We start from the raw sequence: 19,939 nt of genomic DNA on the forward strand, positions 1-19,939 counted from the left end.
TTTTTCATGAGGAAGGAAGCGGCGCCCCTCAGGCGGCGACGTCCGGCTCCTGTCTTGTTTCCAGATGGACCAGGCAGGAGCAGCGCAGCAGGGAGGCAAAGTTGCTCATCTCCATGCCGTTGCCGAGAGCCTCCTGATAGAGCTCGGAGAGAAACAGCCCCATGGAGCGCCCCTGGGCCTGACAGAGCTGCTCCAGGATGGTCCAGAACTTGTTTTCCAGCCGGATGCTGGTGCTGTGGCCGCAGATCCGCACCGAGCGGGTGGTGCAGGCGTAGTGACTGGGATCCTGGCCGGAGAAGACGGTGCACATGGGCTGGTCCTGAGCGGTAAAGGGGAGGGCCATGGTAGGCAACTCTGCCGTCCGGGTCAAAAAAGCCCCCCGTAGTACAGGATGCTCACCATCCTCCGTCAGCCAAAATAGTGGGCGATGTCGAGATAGCGCTGGCGGATGTGCTCGATCAGCAGCCGGATCTTGCGCGGCGGCTGGCGGGTAAAGGGGTAGACGGCGTAGATGCCGAGCTTCTTGCCCACCTGATCGGGGAAGAGATCCACCAGCTCGCCGTTCATCAGGTCGTGATAGACCAGGCAGCGCGGCACATAGACGATGCCGCGCCCCCCCAGCGCCGCCTTGCGCAGGGCGCCGGCGTTGTCGGTGCAAAAGCTGCCCGATACCGACAGCAGGTAGTTGCCCCCTTCCCCCTTGAAGGCCCACTCCGAGGCCCCCGTGCTCTGGTAGGCGTAGCGCAGACAGTTGTGGGTGAGCAAGTCTGATGGCTCACGCGGTGCACCGAAGCGGCGCACGTAGGCGGGGGCGGCGCAGATCACCCACTGGGAGTCGAGAATGTGGCGGGCAATCAGGCTCGAGTCATCCAGATAGCCGGTGCGAATGACCAGGTCGAACCCCTCTTCCACCAGATTGACGAAGCGGTTGTCCAGCGACATCTCCACCGTGAGCCCCGGGTGCTGCTGGCAAAAATCGGCCACCGCGTCGGCCAGCAGCAGCTCGCCGGAGATGGTGGGCACCGACATCCGCACATGGCCGCTCACCTTTTCACCAAAACCCGCCACCGCATCGAAGGCGTCCAGTGCGGCGGCCTTCACATTTTTGGCACCCTGATAGAGCGCCTTGCCCGCCTCGCTCAAGGTGAGCCGGCGGGTGGTGCGATAGAGCAGCTGCACCCCGAGCTCCTCTTCAAGACGCCCGATCCGCTTGCTAACCACTGAATTTGTCAGGGAATTTTGTTCAGCTACCTTGCTGAAGGAGCCGGCCTCCACCACCTGGGCGAAGAGGATGAGGTCGTCGGTACTGGCCATATTGATCAACTTTTGGAACTAATGTTGTTCATTATTTCCATATATCGCGAAAAAGGAACAGGGTAAGGTCACGTCCGCTTAACAAAACAACAACAAGGTGCGCCTCTGCACCGCTCGGACAAGGACGCAATGATGACAGACACCCTGCTGGCCCTGGTGGCCTTCTCGCCGATCCTGGTGGCCGCCGTGCTGCTGGTCGGCCTCAACTGGCCCGCCAAACGCGCCATGCCCGTCGCCTTTTTGTTGACCGTGTTCATTGCCCTGTGGGGCTGGCAGATGAGCCCGACCCGGGTCTTTGCCTCCACCCTGCAGGGGCTGGTGATCACGGTGACCGTGCTCTGGATCGTGTTCGGCGCCATCCTGATGCTCAACACCCTCAAACACACCGGCGCCATCAGTGCCATTCGCGGCGGCTTTACCAACATCTCGCCGGATCGGCGCATCCAGGCCATCATCATCGCCTGGTGCTTCGGCGCCTTTATCGAAGGGGCCTCCGGTTTTGGCACTCCGGCGGCCATCGCGGCGCCGCTGCTGGTGGCCATCGGCTTTCCGGCGCTGGCCGCGGTGCTGCTCGGCATGATGATCCAGTCCACACCTGTGTCGTTCGGTGCGGTGGGTACCCCCATTCTGGTGGGGATCAACAAGGGGCTCGACAGCCAGACCATCGGCCAGACCCTGAGCGCCGGCGGCAGCAGCTGGGAGGTCTACCTGCAGCAGGTGACCACCAACGTGGCCCTCATTCACGCCGTGGTCGGCACCCTGATGCCGGTGCTGATGGTGATGATGCTGACCCGCTTCTTCGGCCGTCATCGCAGCTGGACCGAGGGGCTCGCCATCCTGCCGTTCGCGATTTTTGCCGGGCTTGCCTTCACCGTCCCCTATGCCCTGACCGGCATGCTGCTTGGCCCCGAGTTCCCGTCCCTCATCGGCGGCCTGGTGGGGCTGGCCCTGGTGGTGACGGCGGCGCGTGCCGGTTTTCTGGTGCCAAAAACCAGCTGGGATTTTGCCCCCGAGCAGGAGTGGCCCGCCGAGTGGCTGGGCTCCCTCAAGCTCGATCTCAAAGAGGCCGCCGCCCGCCCCATGTCGCTGCTGCTGGCCTGGCTCCCCTATGTGGCGCTGGCGCTCTTGCTGGTGGCCAGCCGGGTAAGCCCGGCATTCAAGGCCAGCCTCCTGTCGGTGAGCCTCGCCTTCACGGATCTGCTGGGGGAGAAGGGGGTCAGCGCCTCCATTGAGCCGCTCTACCTGCCGGGGGGGCTGCTGGTGCTCTGCGCCCTGCTCGCCACCTTGCTGCAATCGCGCTCCCTGGCCCCCTTCGGGCGGGCGCTGGGGGAGTCCAGCCGCACCCTGATCGGCGCCGGCTTCGTGCTCATCTTCACCGTGCCCATGGTGCGCATCTTCATCAACTCCGGCGTCAACGGGGCGGATCTCGCCAGCATGCCGGTGACCACCGCGAATTTTGCTGCGGGGCTGGTGGGGGAGTTCTTCCCGGCGCTCAGCGCCACCATAGGCGCGCTGGGGGCCTTTATCGCCGGATCCAACACGGTGTCGAACATGATGTTCAGCCAGTTCCAGTTTGAAGTGGCGCAGACCCTGGGGGTCTCTACCGCCGCCATGCTGGCGCTGCAGGCCGTGGGCGCCGCCGCCGGCAACATGATTGCCATTCACAACGTGGTGGCGGCGTCGGCCACCGTGGGGCTGCTCGGCCGTGAGGGGGCGACGCTGCGCAAGACCGCGCTGCCGACCCTCTACTACCTGCTGGCCACCGGCCTGATCGGGCTGGCGCTCATGTACAGCTTCCACATCTCGGACGTCCTGCTGCAGTTGAAGTAAAGGAGAGCAAGTGATGAAGGTAATGCGGGTCTATCCGGCCAAGCCGGCCGATGTCTATCTCTACGCCACCTGTCTGGTGGACCTGTTCGACCCGGTGGCGGGGCTCGATGCCATCGCCCTGCTCGAGCGGGAAGGGATCAGGGTGCACTTTGTCGAGAAACAGACCTGCTGCGGGCAGCCGGCCTACACCTCGGGCCATGAAGAGGAGGCACGCCAGGTGGCGCAAAGCCAGATGGCACTCTTCCCCGAGCCTTGGCCGGTGGTGGTGCTGTCGGGCTCCTGTGGCGGCATGATGCACCACCACTACCGCCGACTCTTCCCCGAGAGCTCCGAGGTGGCGGCGTTTTGCGAGCGGGTGTTCGAGCTCACCGAGTTTCTGGCCCAGGTCTGCCGGGTGCGCTGGCACGGGGTGGGGAGGGCGAGCATCGTCATGCACACCTCCTGCTCGGCCCGGCGCGAGATGCAGGTACACAGCCGGGCCCGCGCCCTGCTGGGCCAGCTCGATGGGGTCACCTTGCATGAGCAGGCCTATGAGAGCGAGTGCTGCGGCTTTGGCGGCACCTTCTCGGTGCGCCATCCCCACATCAGTCAGGCCATGGTGGAGGACAAGACCCGTCACCTGCTGGCCACCGGCGCCGACACCCTGGTGAGCGCCGACTGGGGGTGCCTCTTGAACATCAAGGGGTCCCTGGCCTATCAGGGCAAGACACTGCCCGCCATGCACTTGGCCAGCTTCCTGCTCGCTCACAGCAAGCCGGTGGCTCCGTGCTTACAAGAGCCAAAACAGGAGGCCCATCATGAGTGAGCACGCCAAGTATTCGCCGCGCCGCTTCCATCCCCAGGCCGAGGCGGCCCTGGCCGACCCGGTACTGCGCCAGAATTTTCGCGGCGCCATGGATTACCTGCGCGCCAAGCGCCGCGACGCCTTCGCCGATCCCGCCGAAGAAGCGGCGGTGCGCGATGCGGCGGAGCACATTCGCCAGCGCTGTCTCTCGCGCCTGCCGGAGCTTTTGGAGCAGCTCGAAGCCAACTGCGAGCGCAACGGCATCCGGGTGCACTGGGCCCAGACGCCGGCCGAGGCCAACGCCATCATCCTTGGCATCGCCCAGCAACACGGGGTGAGCTCCATCGTCAAGGGCAAGTCCATGGTGAGTGAGGAGGTGGGCTTCAATCACGAGATGGCGCGCCACGGCATCCGCTGCCTGGAGAGTGACATGGGGGAGTTTATCGTCCAGCTCGACGGCGACACCCCGTCCCACATCATCATGCCCGCCATCCACAAGAACAAGCAGGAGGTGAGCGACACCTTCGCCGGCAATCTGGCGGATTTCACCCCCACCACCGACGTGGACGCCCTGATCCAGACCGGACGGCGGGCCCTGCGTGAAGAGTTTCGCCGCGCCGGCATGGGGCTCTCCGGCGTCAACTTCGCGGTAGCCGAGACCGGCAGCCTGTGCCTCGTCGAGAACGAGGGCAACGGGCGCATGTGCACTACTGTGCCGAAAGTGCACGTGGCCATCACCGGCATCGAGAAGGTGGTGGAGTTCTTATCCGACGTGCTGCCCCTTTATAGTGCCCTGACCCGCTCGGCCACCGGTCAGGCCATCACCACCTACTTCAACGTCATCAGCGGCCCGCGCCGGGCAGGGGAGTTGGATGGCCCGGACGAGGTGCACCTGGTATTGCTCGACAACGGCCGCAGCCAGGCCTATCGGGACGAAGAGCTGCGCAAGACCCTGCAGTGCATCCGCTGCGGCGCCTGCATGAATCACTGCCCGGTCTACACCCGTATCGGTGGTCACGCCTACGGCACCATTTACCCGGGCCCCATCGGCAAAATCATCTCCCCCCATCTGCTGGGGCTGGAAAGTACCCAGGATCTGGTGACCGCCTCGAGCCTGTGCGGCGCCTGCGGCGAGGTGTGCCCGGTGCGCATCCCCATTCCAGACCTGTTGCAGCGTCTGCGCCGGGAGGCCAAGCACGACGCACAGCCCGGCCACGCACCGCTGGCGGGGCAGGGGGCGGCCAAGAGCCGGCTCGAGACGCTTGCCATGCAGGGCTTTGCCTTTGCCGCCACCCACCCGCGCCTCTATCACGCCGCGACCGGTGTCGCCGGTCGCCTGCGGGGCTTGATGCCCAAACATCTGGGCCCCTGGACCCAGTGCCGCGAAGCCCCCCAACCCGCCCCCCAGAGCCTGCATGCCCTGCTGCGCCAGAAGAAGAAGGAGTCCTGAGATGTCGAGCAAAGAGGCCATATTAAGTCGCCTGCGCGGCGCCGCCCCCCCCATTGCCCACGCCCCCCATGGCTGGCAGCCCTGGCGCGGGGTAGATGATGGCGCGCGGCGCGAGCGCTTTGTTGCCGGGATCAGCGCCAGCCACGCCGAGATCCTCACCGTCAAGGAGGCGACCCTTGCCAGGGAGCTGAGCGCCTGGCTGGATGAAGAAGGCGTGACGCATCTGGCCTGTGGCCAGGGCGGCCGCTGGCAGGCGGCGGTCGCGGCCGCCTGCGCCGGGCGCTCTGTGTTGACCCCGGCGGGGGAGTTCGCCGGCTGGAAAGACGATCTGTTTGACGTTTGTCAGGCGGGCATCACCCACTGCGCGGGCGCCATCGCCGATACCGGCACCCTGGTGTTGCTGCCGGATGGCGGCGAGCCGCGCACCCTATCTCTGGTGCCCCCCTGCCATATCGCCCTGCTGGCGGCCTCCACCATAACCGACAACCTGGCGGGATTGGTGGCGGCCGGGCGCTGGCAGCAGGCCATGCCCACCAACCTGCTGCTGGTTTCCGGTCCCTCCAAGACTGCCGACATCCAGCAGACCCTGGCCTATGGCGCCCACGGCCCGAGCCGCCTCTTGGTAGTGCTGGTGGAGGATTGCTGATGCCCTGGAACCAGTTTGATGCCGCCGTACTCTCGCGCATCCCGCCGGAGCGGCTGGTGAGCGACCCAGATCTTCGGCTGGCCCACGGCACGGACGCCAGCTTCTACCGGCTGGTGCCCGAGCGCATCGTGCGCCTCGACTCCCTCGATGAAGTGCGCTTTGTGCTGGCGGTGTGCCGCAAATTGCACCTGCCGTGCACCTTTCGCGCCGCCGGCACCAGCCTCTCGGGCCAGGCCCTGAGCGATTCGGTGCTCATTACCCTGACCGACAGCTGGCGCGGCCATCGCATTCTGGACGAGGGGGCACGCATTGCCCTGCAACCCGGGGTGATCGGCGCCGATGCCAACCGCTATCTGGCGCCTCTGGGGCGCAAGATTGGGCCGGATCCGGCCTCCATCAACGCCTGCAAGCTCGGTGGCATCGCCGCCAACAACGCGAGCGGCATGTGTTGCGGCACCGCCCACAACAGCTATCACACCCTGCACGCCATGACCCTGCTGCTGGCCGATGGCACCGTGCTGGACAGCGGCGATCCGCAAAGCCGCGCCGCCTTTGCGGACAAGCGCCCGGAGCTGCTCACGGGGCTCGCCGCCCTGCGCGCCGAAGTGCTGGCGAACGCCGAGCTTGCCGCCAAAATTCGCCACAAGTACCGGCTCAAGAACACCACCGGCTACGCCATCAATGCCCTGCTCGATCATGAGGACCCCGTCGATATCCTCACCCACCTGATGATCGGCTCGGAGGGGACCCTCGGCTTTATCGCCGAGGTGGTGCTCGACACCGTGCCGGAATACCCCCACAAGGCCTCGGCCCTGCTGGTGTTCCGGGACGCCGAGCAGGCCTGTCTGGCCACCTCGCGCCTGAAAAGTGCGCCGGTGGCGGCGGTGGAGCTGATGGATGGGCGATCCCTTCGCTCGGTCGCGGGCAAGCCCGGCCTGCCGGACTTTATCAAGACGCTGGATCTGGCTGCCTGCGCCTTGCTGATCGAAGTGCATGGGGAATCGAAAGAGGAGCTGGTGGATCGCTGCGAGCAGGTGACGGCCATGGCGGCCGAGTTCGTTCAGGTCGCCTCTGTGCCTTTTACCGTCGACTACGCCGGGCTCTGGGCCATTCGCAAGGGGCTCTTCCCGGCGGTGGGGGCGGTGCGCACCACCGGCACCACCGTCATCATCGAGGATGTCGCCTTTCCCATCGAGCGTCTGGCCGAAGGGGTGGCGGGGCTGCAAGCCCTGTTCGATCGCTTCGCATACGGTGAAGCCATCATCTTCGGCCACGCGCTGGAGGGGAACCTGCACTTCGTCTTTACCCAGGGTTTTGACGAGCAGGCCCAGGTGGCCCGCTACGGCGCCTTTATGGATGCGGTGGCCGAGCTGGTCGCGGTGCGCTTTGGCGGGTCGCTCAAGGCCGAGCATGGCACCGGCCGCAACATGGCCCCCTATGTGGAGCTCGAATGGGGGCCGGAGGGGATGGCGCTGATGCGCCGCATCAAGGCGCTGCTGGACCCGGACGGCCTGCTCAATCCCGGCGTCATCATCAACGACGACCCCAAGGCCCACCTGGCCCATCTCAAGCCTATGCCGGCGAGCGATGCCATCGTCGATCCATGCATCGAGTGCGGCTTTTGCGAGGCGGTCTGCCCCTCGCGCACCCTGTCGCTCTCGCCGCGCCAGCGCATCGTGCTCTATCGCGAACTGGCCCGCCGCAATCGTGCCGATGAGCCCTCCAACCAACTGGCCCGGTTGTTTGACTATCAGGGCATCGACACCTGCGCCGCGACCGGGCTTTGCGCCGATCGCTGCCCGGTCGGCATCAATACCGGTGCGCTCATCAAGAAGCTGCGCACTGACAAGTACCGGCGCTTCGTGCCCATCGCCCGCTGGAGCGCTGATCACTTCGCAGGGGTCACCCGCACGGCGCGTGGGGCCCTCGGCCTCAAAGCCATTGCCGGCAAGGTGTTGGGAGACAAGGCGCTGGCAGGATTGGTGGGGGGCGTGCGCAAGCTTAGCGGCCAGCGCACACCCGCTTGGCTGCCGACCCTGCCGGGGCCGAGCCGCTACCAATGGCCCTCAGGGGAGGGGAGCAATGATGGATCCATCGAGCGCGCCGTGGTTTATCTGCCTTCCTGTGCCAGCCGGGTATTCGGCCAGCAGGAGAATGCCCCGTCACTGCCGGACGTGGTGTTATCCCTGCTCAAGAAGGCGGGTTGCCGGGTCATAGTGCCGGTGAGAGTTGAGGGGCTCTGCTGCGGCATGCCCTATGACAGCAAGGGGATGGTCGAGGTGGCGGAAGCCAAGCGTACGGAACTGGCCGAGGCGCTGTGGCAGGCAAGCGAGCAAGGGCGCTGGCCCGTGCTGCTCGACACCAGCCCCTGCGTGCAGCGACTGCTGTCGGGGGAGCTCGGCAAGGGGCTTCGGGTGTTCGAGCCCTCCGCCTTTGTGCTGGAACACCTGCTGCCCCACCTTGAGCTGACCCCCATCGATGAGACTGTGATGCTCCATATCACCTGCAGCAGCCGGCGCATGGGGCTCGGCGATAAGATGCTGGCGGTGGCCCGCGCCTGCGCCCGCGAGGTGATAGTTCCCGAGCATATCCAGTGCTGCGGCTTTGCTGGCGACAAGGGGCTGATGACCCCGGAGCTCAACGCCGCCGCGCTTTCCAGCCTGCCCGCCCAGGTCCCCAGCGATTGCCGGCAGGGATTCAGCAACAGCCGCACCTGCGAAATGGGGCTCAGCCAGCACGCCGGCATTCCCTATCACAGCATCCTCTATCTGGTTGATCAGGCGGCGAAATAGATAATCCCCTGGCAGAATATATTCTGCCAGGGGATTATCTCATGAAGAGTGAATGTTTTTAGTAATTCGTGTTGCCTTTGTATTGGTCAATGTGACTTAAATATATGCAGGGTTCCTTTTCATTTCATATGAAATTTCATGTGAAATCAGACTGTCAATTTCGGATGAAAAATCATTCATGAAAACAGAGTTTACTTCGTGGTAGGAGTAAAACATTGATATACCACTGCGATATGAGCGCTCTTCCCTGTTCCCCAGTCACATGGTTCTCTATTATAAGTGGTGTAGAATAAGACACCACCATTTGGCATATCTTGTGCCTGTTTTGGGTTCATAACAGTCACACCATCCTCTGCTCCACCACATATACTATGCACACTAATAGAGCCAACACATTGTCCTTGAGGAAGGAATTGGCAGTCATCCTCTTTCCAAGAATATCTATTGTCTGCTCTTTTAACCTCACCTACATTAAAAACCTTTTTACATTCAGTAATAAATGAAAATGGCAGTTTTGTATTTGCGTTAGCGAACGCTGGAATTGAAAAAAATACCATTAGCAAAAGTAGCAAAAGTTTTTTCATGTTTTTTCTCCAATGTGAATATGTCATGTTACAGATAGATTAATTCTTGGTGAAGTGCCCATGTGGGGGGCAATATTGATTTAATTTATTTGAATCTTTAGTGTTCTGTGGCATCCATTGAAATTTCTTTGCGGAGGGTAGTGTTTTTAGTTGATGGGGATTGTGAGCAGATATTGGTTTCGGAATGGAGGGGCATAATAGATTATGCCCTTCTAAGAAGGGTAAAAATCTGTGGGGTTCGTCATTTAAATGCCTTGTTTAATAATGGGATACCGGTCATTAATCGTAGCATGGGTATATTTAGGGCCAGCTAATTTTCAGTCATCACGCTGACATTCCTTACCACAGAATTCTGTGAGACGAAGAGATACATAAAGCCCTGTTAGAGTGATTTGTGGTGTTTTTTTTGAGCAGTGGTGCCTGATCACGCCTTGCAATGCCCCGTTGCATACATCCCTCTTGAGAGCCTCGTTACTTGTGTTTTTGTCATACCACTTTGCTGCACCGCCCTGGTCAACCAAGTCATGTGTTATCTCTTGCTCATCAATGCCTTGTAACAGCTGGTTACAGATCTTGCGTCGACCGGCGAACCCTTCCTCCAGTAAATTCAGCGGCGATTGAATGCACCTCACATAACAAAGCAATTGCAAGGAACAAGAGTCATGAGAATGCACCACAAGGCCATGCTGGCCATCGCCTGCACCGCCGTCCTGTCCGCCTGTGACAGCGAGAAGGCGGCCAACAGCATCGCCAAGCGCGCGCCGCTGCCGTTGCCCGATGCCGGCGTCTATGAGGCGAACCTGCTCAGCCGCGATGGCGATGGGCCGCTCAAGATGATCAAGGGACTGGAGGGATTGGCGCTGGTCTATCCCAAGGGGGATGGCGAGCAGCGCTGGGGCGTCTGGGTCGAGAACGACGGCAAGTCGATTACCTCTTCGCAGTGGATGGGGCAGGCGGCCCAGAAAGAGAACAAGGAGGGTATCTATCCGGTGCTGCTGGAGCGCACCTCGGTGCGGGGCAAGCGGCTCGATGCCCAGAGCAACGACCACAACCTCATCAGTTTTCAAGACAAGGCGGTAACCGATCTGGCTGGCAAGGAGGTCAAGCGCTGGACCTTTGACTTCAGCCGTACCGGCACCCAGTTCCGGGATCCGGATCAGAGCACCGCCCTCTATCGCGACTGGAGCGGCCACCTGGCCGTGAACAAGCTCGCCACCCGGACGATCAGCTGCGACAGCTGGCGGGTGGCAGAGGACGCCGGCTTTGGCGATGCCATGGTGGGGCTGATCCGCAGCACCAACAATGGCGGCTCCCTGACCCTGGAGATCGAATTTCCCAAGGCGGGCTGTACCCTGACCGGCAAGGGCAATGCAGAGTCTGGCAAGGGGCTCAGCAAGCTTAACCTGAGCGGGTTTGGCAAGTGCAGCTTCAAGGCATCAAGCGATCTCAACCCGCTTGAGAACAAGTGGATGCTGGGCCTGGCCAAGGCTAAAGAGGGGGCAGCGGCCTACGTCGCCGCATTCGAGATGCCGGAAACCCGCAAAACTACTCTGGTGGTGGGCTTCCCCGAACAGCACGGTCTGATGATGGTGGGCGAGAAATACTGACCATCTTGTGTTATCAATCAGACCGTGGGGTTGCCTAGGGTCTGATTGGCACAATCTTAAAATGTGTCAGGGGAGGATTTAGACTTTATCCAATGCTTTGGTATCTGACGCATACTTGCACATGGTGGCGGTATTATCAGGGGCATAATTATAGCTGGTCTCAATATAACTGCCACGATCGCCAGTCAAAATGATATTCACTTTACTGTTTGGATTAGGGTAGTGGTTATCACCATCACCACCATACCAATGACCTTTATTAAGGTCATAGGAATATATATTTTCCAGCACTCTGATTTTTAATATGAATCGTTCAAAGTTGGTTGCAACCTTTGCCACTGCTGATTGGCCATTCTTGATGGTCAGCGTCATGAATTGGTAAGGGCTTGCTTCGATAATCTCTACATCAACACCTAGGGCATTCACTATGGTTAAACTTCCCATATTATCATCCTCTAATTTGTAGTAATGATGCAATTTTTTAATTTCGAAGAGGCCGGATGGACGACTTAACTTGCCATCAAGGACACCGATGAAATTAAAGGCATGAAGACTTTTCTGATTGCCGATAGATGTTCAACACTCTCTATATAAGTATCAACTGCAAGATTTGACACTTTGCATGCGGTGGATCTCTGCTATTTTGTCTGAGAATAAAAACCCTTTATTTTCAATCTATTGAGTATGGTAAGAGAAAGCCATTCAGAAATCAGGTGAACAAACTCATTGCCGAATATCTGAACAGCTCAATACCCCGTCATCTCCAGATAGCCGACCCCCTTGGCATCCCCCGAGACGGAAACCGCCCCCTCCCAGTAGTCAAAGCGCCCCGTCATGGCCTGATCGGGCTGGCGGGCCTTGATAACGAGCTTCATATCGGCGGCTTCCAGTTGCCACTCGATGGGGTAGGCTTGCCCCTTGGGGCCGCGCCAGGTCTTGCCGGGGGTGAGGCGGATCTGCGCAGGATTCAGCACCTGGCTGCTGCCATCCCGTTCAATCAGGATGCCGTAGCGGTTCTCCGGCTCGGTGCGTCCTGCTTTGGTGCGCAGGCGAAACAGCATCAGCTCGCGGCCATCTTCAAATTGCAGCGAAAACCAGTCCCAGCCCGATTGCCACTGGGCCAAGACCGAGCTGCTCCACTCGTGATCAAACCAGCCCTCACCGCTGACGTTGCGGGTCTCGCCATCCAGGGTCAGCGTGCCGCTGATGGTCAGGCGCGGGTAGGAGTAGTAGAAGGAGGCGTTGCCCGGGCTCTTCTCGCTGTAACCCAGTTTGCCTTGCAGCACCGCCGGCTTGGCGGCACTCACCTGCAAATCAAGATCCCCCGCCTTGCTCTGCACCTTGAGGGTGGCGGGAAAAAGCGATTCCCCTTGAGAGGTAAGCCGCCACTCTTTCAGCCAATACTGACCGCCGCTGGCACCGGCCAGCCCTGGCCCCTGGCGGCTGGTGCGCTCGTCCTGCTGGTGGCTGCCTTTGCTCACATCCGTGATGGCGAACTGGGCCAGCCAGAGCTGGGGCGTGAGCCAGGGGTTGTCGGATGTTATCTCCTGCTCGATGCCTTGGCGAAACAGGGTCCACTGCATGCCGTAGACGCGCCCCTGCTGGTCTTTCAGATTGCCAGTGAGATACCACCACTCGGAGCGGTAGTCGGGGTGGGCACCGTGATCCGTGGGCAGGTGGATGGATTGACCCGGCAGGGCCTTTTTGAAGTGATCGTTGCCGCCGCCAAGGATGGCACCCAGATCGTTGGCACTGCTCCCGGCGCCATACAGGGTGCAGATCAGTGCCAGCGGCCAGATGATTGCTTTCATACCACTCTCCTTGCTGCGTACCAGGAGGCGAGCGCGCCACAGACGGGGGCGAGCAGGAGCGCCGTGACGGCGTGTAAGGGGGCGGCCTCGAAGGCCAGCCGCCAGCCGAAGGCGCGGGGGTTGACCACCTCAATCAGCACCCAGGCAAGGCCATAGCCCACCGGCAGGGCCAGCAACGCGGTGAGCAGCCCGAGGCCCGCCCCTTGCCACACCAGCAGCCGGCGGCAGTGGCGCGGGCTCAATCCAAGACTTTGCAGGGTCTGCAACTCGCCGCGCCGGGCCAGCCCCAGCACCATGAAGGCCGAGCCGATGCCGACGAAGGCGATCCCCAGGATCAGCAACTTCAATAGCTCGGTCACCACGAAGGTTTGGTCGAACACCTTCAGCGCCGCGGCGTGGATGGCGGGGGCGGGCAACAGGTTCACCCGCTCGCCAAACTGGGCCCGCAGGCGATCGGCGAGGCGATCAACGTGCGGGCTGAAGAGGGCCAGGGATTGCACCTTGCCCCCCTCGAAGGCGTGCAGTATCTGCCCCTTGTCGCTGCCGTAATCCTGATAGACGCCGGTGACAGTGAGCGTGCGCGGCCCCTGCTCGCCGCTCACCTCGAGGCGCTGACCCACCTTGACCCCTAGGCGCACCGTCAGCGGTTCGCTGGCCAGCACCTCGTCGGGGGTGGCGGGCCAGCGTCCGGTCAGCAGCGGATAGGCGGCTTTGAGCTCGGGGATAAAGTCCATCTGCGCCCACTCGATGGGCTGCCCCTGCCAGCGGGCCGGGTGCACCGAGCGGCGCGAGGCGGCGCCCACGTCCGGCGCGGCCAGTATGGTGTTGAGGGTCTGCTCGCTCAGGGCGCCCTTGTTGCCGGCCACCCCCTTGGGGGCGGTGACATAAAGATCGGCGGCCAGGCGCTGGCCGAGCCAGATCTCCACGCTCGAGCGAAAGCTCGACACCATGACGCCGATACCGATGGCCGCCGCGATGGCCAGTTGCAGCGCCATCACCGCGATGGCGGTGCGATCCAGGTGATAGAGGGTTTCGGCCACCCCGAGCCGGGCGCTGAGGGGGCTGCGCTCGCATCGGCGCAGCCGGCCCAGCACGGCGCGCAGCACATCGGGCAGGGCGAGCGCCATGGCCAGCAGCCAGCCGCCGGCCACGAAGAGGGCGCCGCCCAGCCCGGTTTCTGGCCGCCACAGACAAAGTGCGCAGAGCAGCAAGATGGCGATGGCGAGCCCCCGACGTTGCCAGGGATGAGCCGGCGGGCGGCTGTTGCCCTCTCGCAGCTCTAGGGGGGATTGGCGCAGCAGTTGCCACCAGCCGGGCAGGTTGGCGGCGAGCGTGCCCAGCAGGCCAATCACCAGCGCCTTGCCAAGGCTGGCGGGGGAGAGGCGCAGCAGGTCGATGGGGTTGGGGCCATAGAGATCGGCCAGCGCCTGGGTGAGCTGCCCCATCAGGGCGAGGGCCAAAAGGCTCCCCAGCAGCAGCCCGAGCAGGGTGCCGATGCTGGCGAGGATCAGGATCTCCAGGGTCAGCCAGCGCAGCAGCCGGCGCGGCGGCATGCCGAGGATGATGAGCTGGGCCAGCTGGGGGCGGCGCACGCTCTGCACGAAGCGCTGGGCGTTGAACACCAAAAACAATCCCACCGCCATGGCGAGAAGGGAGAGCGCCGTGAGGTTCAGCGCCAGCGCATCGCCGAGCTGGCTAGCATCGAGCGCCGGGCTGATGGGCTCAAGCCAGAGCGGCTGATGGGGGGCATAGGATTGCAGGGCCGCCTGCAAGGCCGTGGCCTCTTGCTCGCTGAGCTTGAAGACGATGCGATCGAGCCGCCCTTCCTTGCCAAGCAGCGGCTGGGCGAGGCCGATGTCGGTCACCAGCAGCCGCTCCATGGGCACGGCGCCGGGCTCGAAGGTGCCGGCCAGGGTGAGGGTCAGCGGGCGGGGCGACGCCCCTTCACCGCCGCCCAGCACGAAGCGCCGGCTCTGGCCCGTTTGCCAGCCAAGGCGCTTGGCCTCGGGGGTGGCCAGCCAGACGCTGTCGGCGCGGGTGAGGGAGAAGGTGGGCTCTTTGTCCGGCGCGGCGCCAAACAGCCGGCGCAAGGGGCCGGGGTTGAACAGATCCATCCCCAGCAGCTGAAAACTGCGCCCCTGTTCGTCCTGCAGCCAGCCGTGCAGCTGGGGCATGGCGTCGAGGTTCGGTTGGCTGCGCACCAGCGTCACATAGAGCTGTTCGTCCAGCCCGCCGTCCGGTGCCAGCCGGTAGTTCGCTTCCCCCGCCAGCTGGCTGCGGGCGGCGACGAAGTTGGTGCGGGCGCTGTGGTTCAAGAGCTCTATGGCCACCACCAGGGAGACCCCGAGGGTGAGCCCGACCAGGCTCATCAGCAGCAGCCAGGGGTGGGCGCGATAGAGGCGCAGCAGCGCCTTGAGCGGCAGCGGCAACATCACTGCCCTCCGTGGCGGGCGTCAGTCATGGCGGCGCCCCTTGAGCTCGACCAGATGGCCCCCTTCAAGGCGCAGCACCCGATCCGCCAGGGCGCCATAGGCGGGGTTGTGGCTCACCAGCAAGAGGCCTGCGCCGGTGCCCCGCACCGCCGTCATCATCAGCGCCATCACCTGCTCGGCGTTGTGTTCATCGAGACTGCCGGTGGGCTCGTCGGCGAGCAGCCACTGGGGCTGGTGAATGAGGGCGCGGGCCAGCGCCACCCGCTGGCGCTGGCCGCCGGAGAGCTGCTCCGGCCAAGCATGGCGCTTGTGGGCCAGATCGAGGCGCTCCAGCAGGCCGTCAATGCGTGTCTCATCGCGGGCAAGCTGGTTGATGGCCAGGGGCAGGGCGAGGTTCTCGGCCACGGTCAGGGTCGGCAGCAGGTTGAAGTCCTGATAGACGATGCCAAAATGGCGGCCGCGCAGGCGGGCCCGCTCGTCCGCCGACTGGTTGTCAAGGCGGGTCTCCCCCAGCCAGATCTCCCCCTCATCCGGGGGGAGGAGGCCGGCGATGAGGTTCAGCAGAGTCGACTTGCCGCAGCCGCTCTGCCCCAGCAGCAGGGTGATCTCGCCGGCCGCCAGGGTCAGATCAAGGTGGTGAAACAGCGGCAGCCGTTCGCTGCCGTTATCGAAGCTCTTGCCGAGATTGCGCAGGGTCAGCATGGGATAACCGGTTGATGGTCAATGGCTTTCATCATGCCATGTACGTTGCTCCCCTGCCTAATGATCACGCTGCTTTGCTTTTGCGCGAGAGTGCCAGTTAGTGATCAAGGCTGCAAAAGAGGTGAGGATCCTAGCTGGATCCCGCTCGCCTGTGGTGGTTAGAATAGGGGCCTCCATGGGTCACAGGATGCGCAAGGATGTTACACAAGCAAGTCAGTTTTATCATCGACAGCAAGGGCAACAAGCAGGCTGCCGTGGTCCCCATCGAGATTTACAACGAGCTGATGACCCTGCAAAAGGCGCTCTCCGACAACAAGCCGGGCGAGCGCGAGCTTTACCACTTCAACGGCAAGGGGGCCGAGGCCCACGGTTATCCGGTGGGCAAGCGGCAGAACCCCGGCTTCATGGTGCTGGCGGGCTCCACCGCCAACGGCGAGGATGCGGCTTCCCTGCGCGAGGCGGTGATCGAACTGCGCCAGGAGCTGCTGGGCAAGGGGATCCTGGCCCCGCGCAGCGAAGGGGGCTTCGTCTTTACTGCCGATCAGCTGTTCAACAGCCCGAGCCTGGCCGCCAGCCTGGTGGCGGGCAACAACCGCAGCGGGCTGGACGCCTGGCAAAACAGCGCCGGCTACACCCTCAAGCGCTCGGGGTTTGGCAAGAAGTAGGCTGAGCCCTCACCCCTCGGGGCAGAGGATGGGTTGACAAGGTGCAGATAACACAAGGCCGCCCCTGCGATGCAGGTGGGCGGCCTTGTTGCTTGTTGGTGGTTGGGCTTATTTTTTGCCGGTCAGCAGCCAGTAGCTCAGGGTCGAGCCGAACCCGCAGCCGGCGATGGCGATGGCCATCGGCAACGGCGATTCGGGGGGATTGAGGTTGACCAGGATCCCCACCACGGCGCCGATGCCAAAGCGCAAGGTGCCCGCCAGCGCCGAGGCGGTGCCTGCCGACTGCGGGAAGTGGCCCATCAGGCCGGTCATGGCGTTGGCCCCCACCAGGCTGATGTGGCCGACGAACAGCACCACCGGAATGACGATGCCCCACAGGCCGCCGGTCTGGCTCCAGGCGTTGTAGATGAGCAGGGCGCCGGCACAGGGCAGCACCAGCAGACCGTATTGCAGCATCCGCTCGGCGCCCACCCCCTTCACCAGCCGGCTGTTGACGAAGGTGACCACCATCATCAGCAGGATGTTGAGGCCAAACAGCCAGCCATAGTGCTCGGTCGGTACCTTGAAGTACTCGATGTAGACGTAGGGGGAGGCGCTCAGGAAGGCGAACATGCCGGAGCTTGAGAGCGAGCCGCACAGCACGTAGCCCATGGCGCCGCGATGGGAGAGCACGCCCCAGTAGTTCTTCAGGATCTGGCCGAGGTTGAGGGGCTGCTTGTGCTCGGGCTTCAGGGTCTCCTGAATTTTCCACTGCATCATCAGGCAGATGAGCAGGCTGATCCCCACCAGCAGCCAGAAGATCACCCGCCAGTCGCTGTGGGCGCTGATGTAGCCGCCCACCACCGGCGCGACAAGAGGGGCGAGCGTCATCACCAGAATGACGAACGACATGGCGCGGGAGAAGGCCTCCTTCTCGAACAGGTCGCGCAGCAGCGCATTGACCACCACAGAGCCGGCCGCCCCGCCAGCTGCCTGCAACATCCGATACGCCAGCAGCTCGGGCAGGGAGTCCGCCATGGCGCAGCCCACCGAGGCGATGGCAAACATCACCAGCCCCGCCAGGATCACCGGCTTGCGGCCATAGCTGTCGGCGAGCGGGCCGTAGAACAGCTGGCCGATGGCGAAGCCACCCAGAAAGGCGCTGATGGTGAGCTGGGCGCCGTCGATGCTGGTGGCCAGATCCCGGGCGATGGCCGGAATGGCGGGCAGGTACATGTCGACCGCGAGCGGGGTCAGGCCCGCCAGCGCGCCGAGCAGGATGAACAGGAAACGGGGGGAGAGGGGGGCGTGGGGCATAGGCTATCCAGTCTTGATGAGTGCGAAGTCAGGGAGTGACAAACATCCAGTCTACCAGTTTTGGTGACGGGGGTGATCCTGTATGCCGAGCCACAGGCCGGGCTCGGCGTGAAAGCGGGGGGCAAACCAGACCCGTTGGCCGCCGGCGGGCAGATCCTCCGGGCCGAGGGGACGCCGGCTGAGCCGGCAGGCCCCTTGTGCCAAAGCGAGGCGAGCATCCCCCTGATACCAGCCGTCGGTGACGGGCAGGGGCGTGGTTTCGCGCAGCAGCCTCACCCCCCACTGGGTCACCAGCGCCGGGCACGCCTGCTCGGCCAACCTGGTGGCCCGGGTCATGGCTGGCGCCGTGGGAGGGGTGAGGGTGCAGAGCAGCAGCAACAGGGCTCCCAGCATGGCTGGCAGCTCGCCCCGGCGCGGCAGCCAGCCTGCCAGCAGCACCAGGCCGAGCAGGGTGATGGGGGCCAGATGACGGGGATTGTCCGGGTTCTGGCCAAACAGGGTCCACAGCAGCAGGACGAGCCAGTAGAGGATCCAGAGCACGGAGGGGGCTGCATTGTGATCCTTTGACCGTTGCCAGAGTGGCAGCATCAGCAAGGTTCCCATCAACAGGGGCCAGAGCGGGGTCAGCTGCTCGTTGAAGGTACGGGCCCAGCTGAGCAGTCGATCGCCGTGGGCCGCCGCCGTGTTGCCCCACAGGGTAAAGTGACCGTCGGTGAAGCGGCGCCCCTCGGCAAAATAGGCCCAGCCATCGGCCTGCCAGACAAACAGCAGGCAGGCTAGCCCCACCAGAACAATGGGGAGCAGAAAGTTAAGTCGCTGACCCTTTTGCGCCATCCCGAGCCAAAGGGGCAGCAGGGCCAGCACGAAGTAGGAGGGGCGCAGCGCCAGCATAAGGCCCAGCAGCAGACCCGCCAGCGCTATCTTGCGCTGTTGCAAAGCCAGGATCGCGCCCAGCCAGGCGGCCAGCGCCGGCCCGTCCGAGAGGCCGGAAAGAGCGAGCGTCGGGGTGAGCGGCAGGGCCAGCACCAGCAGCCAGACCGGCGCCAGCAGGCTGGGCCGCTGCCACAATCTGACCGCGAGGGAGGCGGCGAGCGGCGCCAGCAAACTGCTACCCAAGAGGCTGGCCCACTGCACCGCGCGGGCGGGATCGTCCAGCAGCAGATTGATCAGCCGCGCCAGCCAGATAAAGGCGGGGTAGCCCGGAAAGTGGGGGGAGAACTCCAGCACGCTGAAGCGCACCACCCCGTGGGCGAAATTGAGGGCATCGTCGGAATCGAGCGCCACCGGGAAGGTCAGCAACCAGCCAAACCAAGCCAGTTGCAGCAGGATTAGCAAGTAGGGCCGATTGGCGAAGCGTAATCGGCCGTGGTGACGCCCCCCTTCTCCCCGTGCGGGAGAAGGGTTGGGGATGAGGGGGGCCATCGGCATCAATGAGAGGCCATCAAAGCGGTGCCAGCACGGCCATCAGCGCTTTTTCGGCGTCGGCGAAGGCGGCGGCATCGGCAGGCTTGGCACCCACCCCGAACACCCCAGGGTTGCCGATGGCATCCAGCACCTTGGCCAGCGCCTGTTCGGCGGCCTTGCGATCTCCTTCATTCAGGGAGGGGAGGATCAAATCCAAGAAGCGCTTGCTCTTGACTACCAGCACCTTGGCGGTCTGGTAGTCGCCAAGGTTCTGGCTGGCCCCCTCGAGGCGGCGCTCGATCTCCGCCTTGTAGGCCCGGTTGAGCAGGGCGGCGGTAGCTGCGGCGTCTTTGGCCTTGATGGCGGCCGCGAGCGGTGCTTGCAGCTCGACCTTGTGGTGCTGTTCCAGATAGGTCAGCTCCTCGGCAATCTCGCTCAAGGTGGCACTGGCATCCTTGCCGTCAGTGGCGGCGCCCAGCAGCGCTTCGCGGGCGTCGATCAGCGGCTCCTTGCCGGCGGCGGCGTAGGAGTAAGCCTGCGCCTGCCCGCAGAGGGCCAGCAGCAGGGTGAGGGCAAGTAAACCCGGGCGGATGGTCATCCAGTTCTCCTTACTTATGCCAAT

Annotated in this window: 17 protein-coding genes; 7 read left to right on the forward strand and 10 right to left on the reverse strand. The window is 63.4% G+C overall.

What is annotated here, in order from left to right:
• Positions 1-28: 28 nt before the first annotated feature.
• Positions 29-343 carry a ribbon-helix-helix domain-containing protein gene (locus tag C2U40_RS08045; protein WP_011706383.1) on the reverse strand — a complete coding sequence of 105 codons (315 nt, stop codon included), beginning with the start codon at positions 341-343 and terminating at the stop codon, positions 29-31.
• Between the two features lie 65 nt (positions 344-408).
• Positions 409-1,314 carry a LysR family transcriptional regulator gene (locus C2U40_RS08050; protein ID WP_103829117.1) on the reverse strand — a complete coding sequence of 302 codons (906 nt, stop codon included), beginning with the start codon at positions 1,312-1,314 and terminating at the stop codon, positions 409-411.
• A gap of 132 nt (positions 1,315-1,446) precedes the next feature.
• On the opposite strand from C2U40_RS08050, the gene C2U40_RS08055 reads away from it, so the two are divergent.
• The 5 genes from C2U40_RS08055 to C2U40_RS08075 are packed head-to-tail and all read left to right on the forward strand — an operon-like array spanning position 1,447 to position 8,816.
• Positions 1,447-3,144 carry an L-lactate permease gene (locus C2U40_RS08055; protein ID WP_103829118.1) on the forward strand — a complete coding sequence of 566 codons (1,698 nt, stop codon included), beginning with the start codon at positions 1,447-1,449 and terminating at the stop codon, positions 3,142-3,144.
• Between the two features lie 13 nt (positions 3,145-3,157).
• Positions 3,158-3,949: a (Fe-S)-binding protein gene (locus C2U40_RS08060; RefSeq protein WP_103829119.1), complete on the forward strand. Its 792-nt coding sequence runs from the start codon at positions 3,158-3,160 to the stop codon at positions 3,947-3,949.
• The gene (locus tag C2U40_RS08065; protein WP_104467482.1) at positions 3,942-5,378 is read left to right on the forward strand and encodes a LutB/LldF family L-lactate oxidation iron-sulfur protein; all 1,437 of its coding nucleotides are present in this window, start codon (positions 3,942-3,944) and stop codon (positions 5,376-5,378) included. The genes C2U40_RS08060 and C2U40_RS08065 overlap by 8 nt, the downstream gene beginning before the upstream one ends.
• A 1-nt stretch (position 5,379) precedes the next feature.
• On the forward strand, positions 5,380-6,024 hold the full coding sequence (locus C2U40_RS08070) for a LutC/YkgG family protein (RefSeq protein WP_103827536.1): 645 nt from the start codon (positions 5,380-5,382) through the stop codon (positions 6,022-6,024).
• Complete coding sequence (locus C2U40_RS08075) at positions 6,024-8,816, forward strand: FAD-binding and (Fe-S)-binding domain-containing protein (protein ID WP_103827537.1); 2,793 nt, start codon at positions 6,024-6,026, stop codon at positions 8,814-8,816. Before C2U40_RS08070 ends, C2U40_RS08075 begins: the two co-directional genes overlap by 1 nt.
• Before the next feature lie 191 nt (positions 8,817-9,007).
• Here C2U40_RS08075 and C2U40_RS26020 read toward each other — a convergent pair whose 3' ends face one another.
• Entirely contained in the window at positions 9,008-9,400 is a 393-nt protein-coding gene (locus C2U40_RS26020; protein ID WP_146054378.1) for a hypothetical protein, read from the reverse strand.
• A 668-nt stretch (positions 9,401-10,068) separates the two neighbouring features.
• Here C2U40_RS26020 and C2U40_RS08080 point away from each other — a divergent pair.
• Positions 10,069-11,007 carry a hypothetical protein gene (locus C2U40_RS08080; RefSeq protein WP_103827538.1) on the forward strand — a complete coding sequence of 313 codons (939 nt, stop codon included), beginning with the start codon at positions 10,069-10,071 and terminating at the stop codon, positions 11,005-11,007.
• Between the two features lie 78 nt (positions 11,008-11,085).
• On the opposite strand, the gene C2U40_RS08085 is transcribed toward C2U40_RS08080, so the two are convergent.
• The 4 genes from C2U40_RS08085 to C2U40_RS08100 all read right to left on the reverse strand — a co-directional run bounded on the left by C2U40_RS08085 (position 11,086) and on the right by C2U40_RS08100 (position 15,952).
• Positions 11,086-11,451, reverse strand: a complete 366-nt coding sequence (locus C2U40_RS08085; protein ID WP_065477079.1) for a hypothetical protein — start codon at positions 11,449-11,451, stop codon at positions 11,086-11,088.
• Positions 11,452-11,753: 302 nt separating this feature from the next.
• Complete coding sequence (locus C2U40_RS08090) at positions 11,754-12,818, reverse strand: lipocalin-like domain-containing protein (RefSeq protein ID WP_103827539.1); 1,065 nt, start codon at positions 12,816-12,818, stop codon at positions 11,754-11,756.
• A complete protein-coding gene (locus tag C2U40_RS08095) occupies positions 12,815-15,250 on the reverse strand; it encodes an FtsX-like permease family protein (RefSeq protein ID WP_103827540.1) in 2,436 nt (811 codons plus the stop codon). The genes C2U40_RS08090 and C2U40_RS08095 overlap by 4 nt, the downstream gene beginning before the upstream one ends.
• A 21-nt stretch (positions 15,251-15,271) precedes the next feature.
• Positions 15,272-15,952, reverse strand: coding sequence for an ABC transporter ATP-binding protein (locus C2U40_RS08100; RefSeq protein WP_103827541.1), 681 nt, complete (start codon positions 15,950-15,952; stop codon positions 15,272-15,274).
• A gap of 197 nt (positions 15,953-16,149) precedes the next feature.
• Between C2U40_RS08100 and C2U40_RS08105 the strand changes: the two genes are divergently transcribed.
• On the forward strand, positions 16,150-16,617 hold the full coding sequence (locus C2U40_RS08105) for a DUF4357 domain-containing protein (protein WP_016351033.1): 468 nt from the start codon (positions 16,150-16,152) through the stop codon (positions 16,615-16,617).
• 108 nt (positions 16,618-16,725) lie between these two features.
• On the opposite strand, the gene C2U40_RS08110 is transcribed toward C2U40_RS08105, so the two are convergent.
• From C2U40_RS08110 to C2U40_RS08120, 3 genes are all read right to left on the reverse strand, one after another.
• Entirely contained in the window at positions 16,726-17,913 is a 1,188-nt protein-coding gene (locus C2U40_RS08110; RefSeq protein ID WP_016351032.1) for a Bcr/CflA family multidrug efflux MFS transporter, read from the reverse strand.
• A gap of 51 nt (positions 17,914-17,964) precedes the next feature.
• Positions 17,965-19,248, reverse strand: a complete 1,284-nt coding sequence (locus C2U40_RS08115; RefSeq protein ID WP_103827542.1) for a hypothetical protein — start codon at positions 19,246-19,248, stop codon at positions 17,965-17,967.
• Between the two features lie 106 nt (positions 19,249-19,354).
• Positions 19,355-19,915, reverse strand: coding sequence for a hypothetical protein (locus C2U40_RS08120; protein ID WP_103827543.1), 561 nt, complete (start codon positions 19,913-19,915; stop codon positions 19,355-19,357).
• Positions 19,916-19,939: the final 24 nt, after the last annotated feature.

The organism is Aeromonas sp. ASNIH4, from assembly GCF_002934425.1.
Lineage (GTDB): Bacteria > Pseudomonadota > Gammaproteobacteria > Enterobacterales > Aeromonadaceae > Aeromonas > Aeromonas hydrophila.